The 14,227-nt window shown below is 52.6% G+C and carries 13 protein-coding genes and 2 pseudogenes; 11 read left to right on the top strand and 4 right to left on the bottom strand.

Annotated elements, in window-relative coordinates:
• Positions 1–114 precede the first annotated feature (114 nt).
• The 3 genes from zntB (at position 115) to dbpA (ending at position 2,957) form a co-directional block, all read left to right on the top strand.
• The gene (gene zntB / locus FY206_RS13365) at positions 115–1,098 is read left to right on the top strand and encodes a zinc transporter ZntB (protein WP_032640874.1); all 984 of its coding nucleotides are present in this window, start codon (positions 115–117) and stop codon (positions 1,096–1,098) included.
• A gap of 275 nt (positions 1,099–1,373) precedes the next feature.
• Entirely contained in the window at positions 1,374–1,556 is a 183-nt protein-coding gene (ynaL, locus tag FY206_RS13355; RefSeq protein ID WP_072001208.1) for a proline-rich small protein YnaL, read from the top strand.
• A 27-nt stretch (positions 1,557–1,583) separates the two neighbouring features.
• Positions 1,584–2,957, top strand: coding sequence for an ATP-dependent RNA helicase DbpA (gene dbpA, locus FY206_RS13350; RefSeq protein WP_032640872.1), 1,374 nt, complete (start codon positions 1,584–1,586; stop codon positions 2,955–2,957).
• Between the two features lie 42 nt (positions 2,958–2,999).
• Here dbpA and ttcA read toward each other — a convergent pair whose 3' ends face one another.
• A complete protein-coding gene (ttcA, locus tag FY206_RS13345; protein ID WP_032640870.1) occupies positions 3,000–3,935 on the bottom strand; it encodes a tRNA 2-thiocytidine(32) synthetase TtcA in 936 nt (311 codons plus the stop codon).
• Between the two features lie 244 nt (positions 3,936–4,179).
• Here ttcA and FY206_RS13340 point away from each other — a divergent pair, with 244 nt between their 5' ends.
• A complete protein-coding gene (locus tag FY206_RS13340; protein WP_032640868.1) occupies positions 4,180–4,485 on the top strand; it encodes a cupin domain-containing protein in 306 nt (101 codons plus the stop codon).
• A 16-nt stretch (positions 4,486–4,501) separates the two neighbouring features.
• Here FY206_RS13340 and FY206_RS25830 read toward each other — a convergent pair whose 3' ends face one another.
• Positions 4,502–4,570 (bottom strand): YnaM/YnfT family protein, encoded by a 69-nt coding sequence (locus FY206_RS25830; RefSeq protein ID WP_366918100.1) that lies wholly within the window; start codon positions 4,568–4,570, stop codon positions 4,502–4,504.
• A 102-nt stretch (positions 4,571–4,672) separates the two neighbouring features.
• Here FY206_RS25830 and FY206_RS13335 point away from each other — a divergent pair.
• The 7 genes and pseudogenes from FY206_RS13335 to FY206_RS13305 all read left to right on the top strand — a co-directional run.
• Positions 4,673–5,323: pseudogene (locus tag FY206_RS13335) on the top strand (cyclic diguanylate phosphodiesterase); the annotation flags it as partial.
• A 93-nt stretch (positions 5,324–5,416) separates the two neighbouring features.
• Complete coding sequence (locus FY206_RS13330; RefSeq protein WP_032642609.1) at positions 5,417–5,761, top strand: DUF1294 domain-containing protein; 345 nt, start codon at positions 5,417–5,419, stop codon at positions 5,759–5,761.
• Positions 5,762–5,833: 72 nt separating this feature from the next.
• Positions 5,834–6,274 (top strand): VOC family protein, encoded by a 441-nt coding sequence (locus FY206_RS13325; RefSeq protein ID WP_032640866.1) that lies wholly within the window; start codon positions 5,834–5,836, stop codon positions 6,272–6,274.
• Between the two features lie 153 nt (positions 6,275–6,427).
• On the top strand, positions 6,428–6,877 hold the full coding sequence (locus tag FY206_RS13320) for a hypothetical protein (protein ID WP_032640864.1): 450 nt from the start codon (positions 6,428–6,430) through the stop codon (positions 6,875–6,877).
• Positions 6,878–7,135: 258 nt separating this feature from the next.
• A complete protein-coding gene (locus FY206_RS13315; RefSeq protein WP_045890104.1) occupies positions 7,136–8,167 on the top strand; it encodes a methyltransferase in 1,032 nt (343 codons plus the stop codon).
• 90 nt (positions 8,168–8,257) lie between these two features.
• Positions 8,258–8,455, top strand: a complete 198-nt coding sequence (locus FY206_RS13310; RefSeq protein ID WP_023312007.1) for a hypothetical protein — start codon at positions 8,258–8,260, stop codon at positions 8,453–8,455.
• Between the two features lie 3 nt (positions 8,456–8,458).
• Positions 8,459–8,881 (top strand): GFA family protein, encoded by a 423-nt coding sequence (locus FY206_RS13305; protein ID WP_032640862.1) that lies wholly within the window; start codon positions 8,459–8,461, stop codon positions 8,879–8,881.
• Between the two features lie 302 nt (positions 8,882–9,183).
• Here FY206_RS13305 and ompC read toward each other — a convergent pair.
• Together ompC and nifJ are read right to left on the bottom strand one after the other, a co-directional pair.
• Positions 9,184–10,293: pseudogene (gene ompC, locus FY206_RS13300) on the bottom strand (porin OmpC).
• A 389-nt stretch (positions 10,294–10,682) separates the two neighbouring features.
• Positions 10,683–14,207, bottom strand: coding sequence for a pyruvate:ferredoxin (flavodoxin) oxidoreductase (gene nifJ, locus FY206_RS13295; RefSeq protein ID WP_032640860.1), 3,525 nt, complete (start codon positions 14,205–14,207; stop codon positions 10,683–10,685).
• Positions 14,208–14,227 lie beyond the last annotated feature (20 nt).

Genomic DNA, 14,227 nt, shown 5'->3' with positions numbered 1-14,227 from the left:
TCTCGCAGTATGTACATTTCTTAAGCAATTTCAGCGCGATGGCATACATAGTTGTTGCTTAACCCCTGATGGAGGCTAGACTGACACCGAAAGAGCTCTAAAGGTGGAGGCGCTGTGGAAAGCATTAAAGGATCTGAACTTAACGTTCCTGACGCAGTTTTTGCGTGGGTGCTGGATGGTCGCGGCGGTGCCCGGCCGCTGGAAGATGACGATGCGATCGACAGTGCGCATCCCTGCTGGCTACATCTGAACTACACCCACCCTGACAGCGCCGACTGGCTGGCTTCGACTCCTCTTTTGCCGAATAACGTGCGCGATGCGCTGGCGGGTGAAAGCCTGCGGCCGCGTGTGAGCCGAATGGGCGACGGTACGCTGATCACCCTGCGCTGCATTAACGGCAGCACGGATGAACGCCCGGATCAGCTGGTTGCGATGCGCGTCTATATGGACGATGGGCTGATTGTGTCCACCCGGCAGCGAAAAGTCCTCGCGCTTGATGATATCGTCAACGATTTGAAAGAGGGCACTGGGCCGGTCGACTGCGGCAGCTGGCTGGTAGACGTCTGTGACGCCCTTACGGATCATGCGAGCGAGTTTATTGAAGAACTGCACGACAAAATCATCGACCTGGAGGATAACCTCCTCGATCAGCAGATCCCGCCGCGCGGTTTTCTGGCCTTGTTGCGTAAGCAGCTGATTGTAATGCGCCGCTATATGACGCCGCAGCGCGACGTTTATGCGCGCCTTGCCAGCGAAAGGCTCGCCTGGATGAATGACGATCAGCGCCGCAGAATGCAGGATATTGCCGACAGGCTGGGCCGCGGCCTGGATGAAATTGATTCCTGTATTGCGAGAACGGCGGTGATGGCGGACGAAATCGCGCAGGTGATGCAGGAGTCGCTGGCGAGAAGAACCTATACGATGTCCCTGATGGCGATGGTGTTTTTACCCAGCACCTTTCTTACCGGGCTGTTTGGCGTCAACCTTGGCGGCATTCCGGGGGGCGCTTATCACTACGGCTTTACCGCGTTTTGCGTGATGTTAGTTGTTTTGATTGGCGGTGTTGCATGGTGGTTGCATCGTAGTAAATGGCTGTAAATTTACGCTTTTTTCCGCTTTTACCGGGTTCGAAACGCGCTTTTAATTGAGCGAAGTCAATAAACATCATCCCCGTAAGGTGCAATATTACTCCCGCAGGTGAATGCAACGTCAAGCGATGGGCGTTGCGCTCCATATTGTCTTACTTCCTTTTTTTGAATTACTGCATAGCACAATTGATTCGTACGACGCCGACTTTAACAGTCGGCTTTTTTTTGCCTCCTGATTCTCAGCGTCTACCCTAAAAAGGACGACAGCAAATTCTGGAGGGAGTCATGAGCAACCTGAACGCTCTGCTACTGCAACAATCTCGTCAATCCGATCCGATCCCCACCGACCCGGTGCCAATGCCTGACCCCATCCCGCGTCCGCAGCCGATGCCCGACCCGCCGCCCGATGAAGAACCGATTAAATTGTCGCATCGAACCGTGAGATCTGCGAGGATACGCGCCATCTGACTGCAAAGATCACCACGAGAGACTATTGTGACCGCTTTTTCTACCCTGAATGTTTTGCCTGCCGCCCAACTCGATAACCTCAACGAGTTGGGATACCTCACGATGACGCCTGTTCAGGCGGCCGCGCTGCCCGCCATCCTTGAGGGCCGCGACGTGCGCGTACAGGCGAAAACGGGCAGCGGGAAGACTGCGGCATTCGGCCTTGGCCTGCTGCAGCACATCGATGCGGCGCTTTTTCAGACCCAGTCTCTGGTGCTGTGCCCGACCCGCGAGCTGGCAGACCAGGTGGCGGGTGAACTGCGTCGTCTGGCGCGTTTCCTGCCCAACACCAAGATTTTGACCCTCTGTGGCGGACAGCCGTTCGGCGCGCAGCGTGATTCACTCCAGCATGCGCCGCACATCATTGTCGCCACGCCGGGTCGCCTGCTGGATCACCTGCAAAAAGGCACCGTCTCGCTGGATGCGCTACAAACGCTGGTGATGGATGAGGCCGATCGGATGCTGGATATGGGCTTCAGCGACGCGATTGACGAGGTGATCCGCTTCGCCCCGGCAGATCGCCAGACGCTGCTGTTTTCTGCCACCTGGCCGGAGGCTATCGCCGCCATCAGCGGGCGCGTGCAAAAAAATCCGCTCACCATTGAAATCGACAGCGTTGATGCGCTGCCCGCCATCGAACAGCAGTTCTTCGAAACCTCACAGCAGGGGAAAATTTCGCTTCTGCAGAAACTGCTGAGCCAGCATCAACCTGCCTCCTGCGTGGTGTTCTGTAATACAAAAAAAGACTGCCAGGCGGTCTGTGATGCCCTGAATGCCGCCGGGCAGAGCGCATTGTCGCTGCATGGGGATCTGGAACAGCGCGATCGCGACCAGACCCTGGTCCGTTTCGCGAACGGCAGCGCCCGCGTTCTGGTCGCCACCGACGTCGCTGCGCGCGGTCTGGATATCAAGTCCCTCGAGCTGGTGGTGAACTATGAGCTGGCGTGGGATCCGGAGGTACATGTGCACCGTATTGGGCGTACCGCGCGTGCAGGCAACAGCGGTCTGGCTATCAGCTTCTGTGCACCGGAAGAGGCGCAGCGCGCCAATATTCTCTCCGAGATGCTGCAGATTAAGCTGAACTGGCAGAGTGCGCCGGGCAGCGTGAAGCTTGTGCCGCTGGAGGCCGAAATGGCGACGCTGTGTATTGATGGCGGCAAAAAAGCCAAGATGCGTCCGGGCGATGTGTTAGGAGCATTAACCGGAGACGTCGGTCTGGACGGGGCGGATATCGGTAAGATTGCGGTCCATCCCGCGCATGTTTATGTGGCCGTTCGCCAGGCGGTTGCCCACAAGGCATGGAAGCAGCTGCAAAACGGGAAAATTAAGGGTAAAACCTGTCGCGTACGTCTGCTGAAATAAGGCCTAAAGCGTCTCAGACGTTGTGTCTGAGACGCTAATTGCTTATTTCACTTCCAGCACGTTCAGACGCAGCTCGTCCAGCTGATTGTCATCCTCTTCAGGCTGCCAGCCAGCTGGCTGCATCGGGATCTCTTCCCGGTCAAACGCCAGATCGCCGCCGTTCACCACTTCTGAGTCATGGTTGATGCCTTTAAAGTCGAACAGCTCCACGTCCGCGAGATGGGAAGGGACGACGTTCTGCATCGCGCTGAACATGGTTTCAATGCGGCCCGGATAACGCTTGTCCCAGTCGCGCAGCATGTCGCCAATCACCTGACGCTGCAGGTTCGGCTGAGAGCCGCACAGGTTGCATGGAATGATCGGGAACCCTTTCGCCTGCGAAAAACGCTCAATGTCTTTTTCACGGCAGTAGGCAAGCGGGCGGATCACGATGTGTTTACCGTCATCGCTCATCAGCTTGGGCGGCATGCCTTTCATCTTGCCGCCGTAGAACATATTCAGGAACAGCGTTTGCAGGATATCGTCGCGGTGATGGCCCAGCGCAATTTTGGTTGCGCCCAGCTCCGTCGCGGTACGATACAGAATGCCGCGGCGCAGACGAGAGCAGAGTGAACAGGTGGTTTTCCCTTCCGGGATTTTCTCTTTTACAATGCCGTAGGTATTTTCTTCGACGATTTTGTACTCAACGCCCAGCTTCTCGAGGTACTCCGGCAGAATGTGCTCCGGGAAGCCAGGCTGTTTCTGGTCAAGGTTGACCGCCACCAGGGAAAATTTCACCGGCGCGCTTTGTTGAAGATTGCGCAGGATCTCCAGCATGGTGTAGCTGTCTTTACCCCCTGACAGGCAAACCATGATGCGATCGCCTTCTTCAATCATGTTGAAGTCTGCAATGGCTTCGCCCACGTTACGGCGCAGTCGCTTTTGCAGTTTGTTCAGGTTGTATTGCTCTTTTTTGTTAATTTCTTGATTCTCTTGCATTTAGTACTACCTTCGGAGCCAGCAGGGGCAAATATTGTATGCCGCGTATGGTACGGATTCCGGCGGCGAATACCAGCACGTTTTGCAGCGGGGTTATATCTGACGTTGCAACTCGCTGTCAGCCTGCGCTGTGGTTTCAAGACCTATAGCATCTTACTCGTACTGGTTTTCCATATTTGTTATATGACGGCAGGGAGCTTATATGGCATAAGAGCGTGAAAAGAACATCAAAAGGAATGACGTTATGTCGCTTTATGACCTCAAAACCGAAGCACTTGCATTACCAGAGACATGGCGCTCTCGTGTATTAGGCCGCATTGGAACAACGAATCTCAAGGTTTTACGAATGGATGAGCGCTCAGTGATTGAAGAGGTACATGAGTATGACGAGGGGTTACTGGTCATTGATGGACGTCTGGAGCTGAGCGTGAAGGGTAAAAAAATCTCTGTAACGGCTGGACAGCTTTATGTAGCCAAAGCTGGCACTCCCCATACTGTAGAAACAGGCAGTTTTGGCACGCTGGTTATCCTGGATTTACCAGAAGCGTAAGTGCCTTGCGATGAAGTCACAGATTGTCAGGGTTGTTCGAGGTGCTTATCCAAACTTTGATTAGACTCAAGGTTATCAACCCCATAACAGCGGCAACAGTGGTTACTATAATATAAGATGTCATAAAATAATCTTTCCTGATAAGTGTCTTCATTCGACTCATTTCATTTGCATTAGTTCCTGCAAAGTGCGAGGTGTGGAAGTTCTGGCCAGATGGAAGCATCCGCAGTCAGGGTTAATTATTCCTCTGACTCAGAGCCTAATGAAACAGGTTGCAAAACAAATGAACGCTATTTCTACATTGCTGCCAGAAGGGTTTCATGTAGGGATTAACTTCAGCGCTTCTCACATCGTAGCGTCCACCTTTGTGGAAGAGTGTCTCCACTACAAACACAGTTTTATTCAACAGAACCTTAACCTTGTCATTGAGGTAACCGAGCGCGAACCGCTCCACGTCGATGAACATCTCGTCAGGGCGCTGAATGAACTGCATAACAACGGATTTGCCATTGCGCTGGATGATTTTGGCACGGGATATTCCGGTCTTTCCTATCTGCAAGAACTGCATATTGATTACATTAAAATAGACTAAAGTTTTGTGGCCAGGGTTAACGCCAATGAGGACTCAACCCTGATCCTTGATTCGGTACTGGAATTAGCAAAAAAACTCTCAATTAGCATTGTGGCGGAAGGTGTTGAAACGCAAGAGCAACTTGATTATCGCATCCGTAATAACATCCGGTTTTTACAGGGATTCTTCTTCTACAGACCTCTTGCTTTCAAGGAACTGGTCAAAGTCCTTTTGTCGAAGCCTAAAGTTAAAGTGAAGGTGGAATGAGGTTTATCCAGATATAAGTGTTTCTCCCGAAACATGACGAAGATAACGTATAATGCGTCTTCCAAACCGCTCAACAATCCAGTGACGCATTCAATGACTCTCAATCGCTTTTGTTACTCACTCCTGATATTCGCTGCAATCGGCAGCCTTTTATCATCAAATCCTGTGGTTGTGTGGTTTCTGCTGATCAATGTGCTGACAGTGGTGATATATGGTGCCGATAAAATGGCGGCGCGGAAGGGGATGAGAAGAGTTCCGGAAGCGACGTTGCTGGTATTTGGCGTGACCGGAGGTTGGCCTGGCGCCATTGTGGGCCAACAGCTCTTTCGCCATAAAACGCAAAAGCAGCCTTTCAAAACCTACTTTTTCTTGAGCATTGTCGTCAGCATCGCCGTGATGGCGGCGGTTTACCATTTCTCTCCTGTTTCTTCGTTATGAGCGTATTGACATCAAGTTAACTTGAGCTTTTAAGATGTCAGCACCACGTTGATAAAGGAGTAACATCTTAAAATGAAAGACATTGATGTAGGTTTCACTCATGTCGCGTTTATGGTCAGGGACCTGGAAAAGAGTATCGCCTTCTATCGTCGCTATGCCGGTATGGAGGTCATTCATTTGCGTGAACCCGACATCCCTGATGCAAGAAAAGTAGCATGGCTTAGCGACCATACCCGTCCTTTTGCACTGGTTCTGGTACAGGCCGATACCGTGACCGACACGCCGCTGGGTCGCTTCGGGCATCTGGGTATTGCCTGCGCGACCCGCGAAGAAATTGACAGAAAAACCGCGATGGCCACCGCTGAAGGTGTGCTAAGGAAGGCGCCTGAGAATGTAGGCGATCCCGTCGGCTACTATGTCTTTTTTGCCGATCCCGATGGAAATACGTTAGAGCTGTCATTCGGACAGCGCGTCGGCCTGGAAGCGATCCGAATGGCCGGTCGGAATAAATAAAGCGAATATACGTTAGCAACAGGAGACAGACCCCATCGCGCATGCGTCAATTAACCCTCCTTCACTGCCAATAGTAGTAGGACTATTCTTAAGTTGTTGCTGTTTTTTGCACAATCTGAATAATACGAGCAACACCACGGACGATGACATCCCATGAAAATAGTATCTCTTATGCTGGCAGTGTTGGCGTTTTTTTCTGCGCCTGCCTGGTCCGCTTTTCAGGAGCGGGAATATAATACCTGGTATATGAAAAATGCGGTGCTTTACGATATGACGCAGACCTCGGCAGGTTCTCCCGTCATGGTGAGCGTATTCCAGCCTGGGAGGAAATCCGCTAATTTGCTCGTGTCTTATATTACGGAAGGCCGCTGTGGTGAGAATAATCTACCGCTAAATGTCAATGGTAAAGTGCTGCCCGCCAAATATAATTGTGTCCAGATAGGGCAAAACAGAATTGAGCATTTTTCAGTGGTGGATGCGGAAAGCGTCAATGGCATGGTGATGCATCTGAAATCTGATTTCACTATTCTCCTGCAAAACGATATCAAAATTTGGTCGGCAAATATCAACACGCCAAAATATGGACTCGCGCCGAGATTCTAACTATGCAATGCCCGTCTCACGACAGGCATTTTTTGTTTAATAGAAATCATTTATAAAATAATAATATCATGGTGTTACTAATCAAGATGACGAGTAAGTGGCCCTGTTTTTTTACGTATTTAAATGGAGTGTATGCTAAACGGTACGAAACTGCATAAATAATCCTTTCTGATGTTGTGGATAAAGCTCATTACCAGACTTACGCTTGCTAGCGGCGTTTCAGTTGTTCAGCGCATCTTTATTGGTAAGGAGCAGAAAATGTCACAACGCAATAGTCTGGATTTACTGAGCCGTAAAGAAGGAATGTGTTTGTTAGAGCAAAGCATGGGTTTTGTCTGGCAGGCTGCACTTCGGGCGGTCGCGGTATTAGGCGTCGCAGATCATCTGGTTGAAGGAAAAAAATCCGTCAAGAAACTGGCGAAGGAGTTGAATGTCGACGTTGACTATCTTCATCGAATCATGCGCTTATTGTCCTCTCGTGGAGTTTTCAACGAATTATCTCAAGCTGAATACAGTCTTAGCCCTTCCGCACAATTCCTGTGCTCTGAGCATGAATTTTCCTTGCGTGCGGCGGTGCTCATGCTGACAGACCAAACATTCTGGCAGCCAGCGGCTAAAATGGATGAGATACTGCAAGGCAAACCTGTGTTTAATGAATTATTTGGCAAGCCTTTTTACGACTACTGGCAGCATGACGATAGGGGGGCTGACAGCAACATTTTTCATGCCGGTATGGCCTCTATGTCATCCGTAGAGAATGAAGTCATTGCAGATAGCTATTCGTTCCCTCAAAACGCTGTCGTTGCCGATATCGCCGGTGGGCTGGGTAATTTATTGCTGGCCGTTTTACGTCGAAATCCGACCTTAACAGGGATCCTTTTCGATCAAAAAGACGTGCTTGAGCGGAATCGACTGCACCTGTTAAATGATAATTGTCGATGGGAGACCGTTGAGGGCAGCTTTTTTGAAGCCTGTCCTGTAGCAGACATTTACCTGCTTAAGTATATTTTGATGGACTGGCCTGATGAGAAGTCCATTCAGATACTTCAATGCTGCAGAAATGTAATGAAAGAAAATTCCCGGCTATTAATTTTTGAGCCGCTTATTAAAAAAGAAAACAATGAACAGGGTCGATTTGAAATTGACCTTCTTCTGTTAACAAGCTTTGATGGAGGACGGGCACGAACAGAGTCTGAGTATCAGGCCTTGTTTGAACAGACCAACCTGAAATTGAACAAAATAATAGACACCCGTTCGTATCTGTCGATTCTGGAAGTCGTACCTGCCTGAACTGTTTAAATAATATTCACAGAGCGTGTGTCCGGCATTCCGTTTTACCGTATTCCTGCTACGCTTGTTTGTTGTACCAGGAGCATGATTATGAAAAACAAAGATGAACAAACTGGATTAGTGGGGCTGGCGATTGGGGCCGCCGTTATTGGACTGGTGTCTGCGCAGAAACCGATCCATCGCAACAGTATTGTCGATGAGCTGGTCAGGCTCGGCAGGCAAAAGGGCGACGGTGTAGAAGACGAGGTTTTCGTGAAAGCCGCCGAGCTGGTAAGAAAAGGGGTATAGGCCATGGCTGAGGCTCGTAAAGCGAAATGCCATTGCGGCGCGGTGACGTTTACCGTTGAGCTTACGGATGACCTGAACACCGTGCGGCGCTGCAGCTGTTCCTTTTGTCGCATGCGGGGCGCGGTCGTCGTTTCTGCGCCGTTATCAGGAATTACCGTCACCAAAGGTCAGGATAAACTCACCGAGTACCGCTTCAATACGGGAACGGCACGGCATTTCTTCTGCTCGGTGTGTGGGATTTATACGTTCCATCAGCGACGTTCTAACCCAAACGAATACGGCGTGAATGTCGCCTGTCTTGAAAACGTTTCACCTTTTGATTTTCATGAGATGAAGGTGATGGACGGCGTAAATCATCCCTCAGATGGGGAAAGTGGGGTATTTGGCTATCTCTCATTTCGCGAGAAAGGGGAAGAGCAGGGATGATTGCCGTCTGGCCGCTTTTTAATCAGTATAGTTAACTGCCATCCAGATGGTTTAATAGCGCGCCGAGATGCCCGACAATATCACCAAAATCAAAAATTAACGCCATCCACAGAATAGCTAAAAGGGTAAGTACTGCAAGGGATACACGACTAAACAACGCTGTTATCCTTAGTGACGAAAGGGCTATCACCGAAGTTTAACCAGCTTTCTTTCAACTTACCCTCAACCAACCGCTTTCTGAAGCTGTCTTTTGTGACGAGTTTCAAAAAAACGAGCCCGCATCAGGATGCGGGCCCTGACAATCAGAACTGGTAAACCAGGCCCAGTGCCACGACATCATCCGTACCGATGCCGTTGTTTTTGTAGAAGCTGTCATCTTCATCCAGCAGGTTGATTTTGTAATCAACGTAGGTGGACATGTTTTTGTTGAAGTAGTAGGTCGCGCCAACGTCAGCGTATTTAACCAGATCCTGGTCGCCCTGACCGTTGCCGAGGTCCTTACCTTTAGACTGCAGGTAGGAGAGGGTCGGACGCAGGCCGAAGTCGAACTGATACTGCGCGGTCACCTCAAAGTTTTAAGTTTTGTTCGCCACGGCGTCGGTGTGATTGCCGTACGGGGTCATGTTGCGGGTTTCAGAATACATTGCCGCCAGATAGATATTGTTGGCGTCATATTTCAGGCCCGCAGTCCAGGCATCCGCTTTGTCACCGCCCGCAGTGGTATTCATCATCTGGTCATTGGTACGGTCAGAAGAAGCATAGGCGGCACCCGCACTGATCCCCATGCCGAAGTCATAGGTGGTAGAAATACCGAAACCATCGCCGTTCTCGTGACGCGTGTCGCGACCGTTGTTGGTGCCTTCCTGATTGTTGCTGGCGTCTTCATTCTTGCCCTGATACTGCAGCGCAAAGTTCAGACCCTGCACCAGACCATAGAAGTCGGTGTTACGGTAGGTTGCCACGCCGTTTGCGCGACTGGTCATGAAGTTGTCGGCTTTGGTGTAGGAGTCGCCGCCGAACTCAGGCAGCATATCGGTCCAGCCTTCCACGTCGTACAGTACGCCGTAGTTACGACCGTAATCGAAAGAGCCGTAATCGCCCACTTTCACACCGGCGAAGGCCAGACGCGTCCAGGACTGGTTATCCGATCCTTCGGTATTATTGGCCTGAATGTTGTATTCCCACTGCGCATAGCCGGTCATCATGTCGTTGATCTGGGTTTCGCCTTTGAAGCCCAGACGCATGTAGGTTTGATCCCCGTCAGCGCCTTTGTCGTCGGAGAAATAGTGCAGACCATCTACTTTCCCGTACAGATCCAATTTGTTGCCGTCTTTATTATAAATCTCTGCTGCATGCGTTGCGCCAGCCATTAACAGAGCCGGAATCATCAGGGCCAGTACTTTTCTTTGCATTGTGATATTCCTTTGCAGTTGTTTTTATTTAATTACCTGTTGAACTTTCAGAATGAGAAAGTTGTCCCATGCTAAATCACTCCCGTGTAAGAGTAATAAAATAGAATTGTTACGAACTAAGTAAAATCTAAACCGAATAAATCAGTGGAAATGATCATTGGTTTTATGAATGATTTAAGGTGAAGTATATTAAATTGAAATTATTAATCAGCCGTTAATTAAGGTAGTCTTGACGGCGTTATATGCCTTTAAGATGATTCATCCATAATTAACGTGAATGCTATTAAGGAAACTAAATAGATTTTCATTGATTATTTGGATTTGCCCGGTGTGAATACGCCGGGCTTTTTTTATGGCAAAAAAATGCCCGGACAAGCCGGGCAGAGGCACTAGTCGCTGGTCGGTTTTTCGGCTTTACCCGCCATTTGCGCCAGGAAGTCATAGCGCTTTTGCAGGTCCACAGCGGCATCTTTCCACAGCTGTTCAGCCACTTCCGGCTGCTGCGCGTTAAGACGACGGAACCGTTGTTCCTGCATTAACGTCTCGGACAGGGCATCTGACGGTGGACGAGAGTCCAGCGCCAGCGGTAACTTACCTTCGTCCGCACGGCGCGGGTCGAACCGGTACAGCGGCCAGAAGCCGGTCGCGGTCAGCTGTCGCATCTGATCGTGGCTGAGCGCCAGGTCGTAGCCATGCTCCTCGCAAGGGCTGTAGGCAATAATCAGCGACGGACCCGGGTACGCTTCCGCTTCCTGAATCGCTTTTACCGTCTGGTTAAGCTGGGCACCCAGCGAGATTTGCGCCACGTAAACGTGGCCGTACATCATCATGCTCACGCCGAGATCTTTGCGCGCCTTGCGTTTCCCGTGTTCACCGAATTTTGTTACGGCGCCTAGCGGTGTGGCTTTCGACGCCTGACCGCCGGTATTGGAATAACACTGCGTATCCAGAACCAGAATGTTGACGTTTTCGGTCAGGCTCAACACGTGATCCAGCCCGCCGAAGCCGATATCGTAAGCCCAGCCGTCGCCGCCAATTAGCCAGATCGATTTTTCGACCAGGGCGTCAGCGTCGGTCAGCAGCTGTTCGGTCCCCGCCACGCCCTGTAGCGCACGGCGCAGCTCAGCAACCTGCTCACGACGCGCTTCCGGCGTCGCGTCCGCGTGAAGCGCGTCATTGAGCTCGGCGGGGATCTGTCCGGCGAACTGTTCCAGCAGGCGCATCACGCGCGCGCGGTGCTGGTCAACGGTCAGGCGGAAGCCCAGACCAAACTCGGCGTTGTCCTCAAACAGCGAGTTTGCCCAGGCCGGTCCGCGACCATGCTCATCAGTGGTGTACGGCGTGGAAGGCAAATTGCCGCCATAGATGGACGAACAGCCGGTTGCGTTGGCAATCAACATCCGGTCACCGTACAGCTGGGTAAGCAGCTTGATATACGGCGTTTCACCGCAGCCGGAGCAGGCGCCTGAGTACTCAAACAGCGGCGTGATCAGCTGTGATGTGCGGATATCAATACGTTCCAGCTTGCTACGGTCGATTTCCGGCAGATTCAGGAAGAAGTCGTAATTGACCTTTTCCTCTTCGACGTGCTCCAGGCGCGACATCATATTGATGGCTTTAATTTCAGGATTCTGCCTGTCCTTCGCCGGGCAAACCTCAACGCACAGGTTACAGCCGGTGCAATCTTCCGGCGCGACCTGGAGAACGTATTTCTGTCCGCGCATATCGCGGGATTTCACGTCCAGGGAGTGCAGGCTGGCCGGCGCGGTTTCCATCTCTTCCGGTGATACCACTTTGGCGCGAATGGCCGAGTGCGGGCAGGCCGCGACGCAGTGGTTACACTGGGTGCACAGCTCCTCTTTCCAGATGGGAATTTCTTCGGCGATGTTGCGTTTTTCCCAACGGGTGGTGCCCATCGGCCACGTTCCATCCGGCGGCAGCGCCGAGACGGGCAGGGCGTCGCCCAGACCGGCCAGCATCGCCGCCGTAACGGTTTTCACGAAGTCAGGCGCCGCGTCGGACACCACCGGAGGGCGGTTCGGGCTGGCGGCATTGACCGGCTGCAGCGGCACCTCAAACAGGGATTCGCGGGCCAGCGCCAGCGCCTGCCAGTTTCGCTCGACCAGCTCCTGGCCCTTGCTGCTGTAGCTTTTGGCAATTGCGCCCTGCAGTTCCGCGAGCGCGCTGTCGCCCGGCAGGATATTCGTCAGATGGAAGAAGGCCATCTGCATCACGGTATTAATACGCGCAGCAAGGCCGCATTCGCGGGCAATTTTGGCGGCGTTGACCACATAGAACCGGGCTTTTTTCTGGTTCAGCACCGCCTGCACTTCCTGCGGCAGGCGCGACCAGACCTCATCCGCGCCGTACGGCGTGTTCAGAAGGAAAATACCGCCGGGCTTCAGGCGCTCGGCCATCTGGTATTTATCGATGAACTGCAGCTGGTGACAGCCAACAAAATCAGCCTGAGAAATAAGATACGCCGAGCGGATGGGCTGTTCGCTCACGCGCAGGTGCGAAACGGTCAGGCCGCCGGCTTTCTTGGAGTCATAAACGAAGTACCCCTGGGCGTACCACGGCGTGGAGTTACCGATGATTTTGATGTTGTTTTTGGTCGCGGAGACGCTGCCGTCGCTGCCCAGACCATAGAACAGCGCCTCAAGCCTGGCGGTCGATGGCAGGGTGTTTTCCGGCAACGGCAGGGACAGGTTGGTTACATCGTCATAGATGCCGACGGTAAAGCGCGGCTTCGGCTTCGCTTCGCTGAGCTCGTTAAATACCGCCAGCACGCAGTCCGGCCCGAACTCTTTGGAGGACAAACCGTAGCGCCCCCCGATCGCGCGCGGCAGCGTTTCGCGCTCGCCATTGTTAAAGGCTTCGGCCAGGGCGGTCATCACGTCCAGATAAAGCGGTTCCGCCTGCGCGCCCGGCTCTTTGGTACGATCGAGTACCGCCACAGCGCGCGCGCTTTCAGGCAGAACGGAAAGCAGATGTTTAGCCGAGAACGGACGATAGAGGCGCACCTTAAGCACGCCCACCTTTTCGCCGCGCGTCAGCAGCTCGTCAACCACCTCTTCGCAGGTCCCGATGGCTGACCCCATCAGCACAATCACACGCTCCGCCTGCGGATGGCCGTAGTATTCAAACGGTTTGTATTCACGACCGGTTGCGGCGGCAAAGTCATTCATCGCCTGTTCAACATGATCGTAAACGGCGTTGTACCACGGGTTCGTGGCCTCGCGGGACTGGAAATAGGTATCCGGATTGGCCGACGTTCCGCGAATCACCGGATGTTCCGGGTTCAGGGCCCGGGCGCGATGCGCGTCGATGTCCGCCTGCGGGAGCAGGTTCAGGATAGTCTCGTCGGCCAGCGGGACGATTTTGTTGATCTCGTGAGAGGTGCGGAAACCATCAAAGAAGTGAATAAACGGCACGCGGCTTTTGAGCGTGGCGATATGCGAAATTAAGGCAAAGTCCTGGGCTTCCTGAACGCTGCTGGCGCACAGCATCGCGCAGCCGGTCTGGCGCACGGCCATCACGTCAGAGTGATCGCCAAAGATGGAGAGCGCGTGGGTAGCAACGGTGCGCGCCGCGACGTGCAGAACGAAGGGGGTCAGTTGCCCGGCGAGCTTGTACAGCGTCGGGATCATTAACAACAATCCCTGTGAGGAGGTGAACGACGTGGAAAGCGCACCGGTCTGTAGCGCGCCGTGGACCGTGGCGATCGCGCCGGCCTCGGACTGCATTTCAACCACTCTCGGGACATCGCCCCAGACGTTTTTTAACCCGTTACCCGCCCAGGCGTCCGCCTGCTCAGCCATGGTCGAACTTGGCGTAATCGGGTAGATGGCGATAACTTCACTGGTGCGGAAGGCGACTGAGGCAACTGCACCATTACCGTCAATAGTTTGCATAGGACAACACCCTTACATTG

Origin of the sequence: Enterobacter chengduensis (genome assembly GCF_001984825.2) — a bacterium.
GTDB classification, from domain to species: Bacteria; Pseudomonadota; Gammaproteobacteria; order Enterobacterales; family Enterobacteriaceae; genus Enterobacter; species Enterobacter chengduensis.
The sequence above is the reverse complement of the archived record's forward strand: the minus strand, read 5'-3'. Positions and strand labels throughout refer to the sequence as shown.

What these genes read in the sequence shown, in the direction of transcription:
- FY206_RS13305 (WP_032640862.1), top strand. Translation starts at nt 8,459, where the DNA reads ATGGCTGAGGCTCGTAAAGCGAAATGCCATTGCGGCGCGGTGACGTTT.
- FY206_RS13325 (WP_032640866.1), top strand. Translation starts at nt 5,834, where the DNA reads ATGAAAGACATTGATGTAGGTTTCACTCATGTCGCGTTTATGGTCAGG.
- FY206_RS13315 (WP_045890104.1), top strand. Translation starts at nt 7,136, where the DNA reads ATGTCACAACGCAATAGTCTGGATTTACTGAGCCGTAAAGAAGGAATG.
- FY206_RS13330 (WP_032642609.1), top strand. Translation starts at nt 5,417, where the DNA reads ATGACTCTCAATCGCTTTTGTTACTCACTCCTGATATTCGCTGCAATC.
- ynaL (WP_072001208.1), top strand. Translation starts at nt 1,374, where the DNA reads ATGAGCAACCTGAACGCTCTGCTACTGCAACAATCTCGTCAATCCGAT.
- nifJ (WP_032640860.1), bottom strand. Translation starts at nt 14,207, where the DNA reads ATGCAAACTATTGACGGTAATGGTGCAGTTGCCTCAGTCGCCTTCCGC.
- FY206_RS13340 (WP_032640868.1), top strand. Translation starts at nt 4,180, where the DNA reads ATGTCGCTTTATGACCTCAAAACCGAAGCACTTGCATTACCAGAGACA.
- ttcA (WP_032640870.1), bottom strand. Translation starts at nt 3,935, where the DNA reads ATGCAAGAGAATCAAGAAATTAACAAAAAAGAGCAATACAACCTGAAC.
- FY206_RS13310 (WP_023312007.1), top strand. Translation starts at nt 8,258, where the DNA reads ATGAAAAACAAAGATGAACAAACTGGATTAGTGGGGCTGGCGATTGGG.
- FY206_RS13320 (WP_032640864.1), top strand. Translation starts at nt 6,428, where the DNA reads ATGAAAATAGTATCTCTTATGCTGGCAGTGTTGGCGTTTTTTTCTGCG.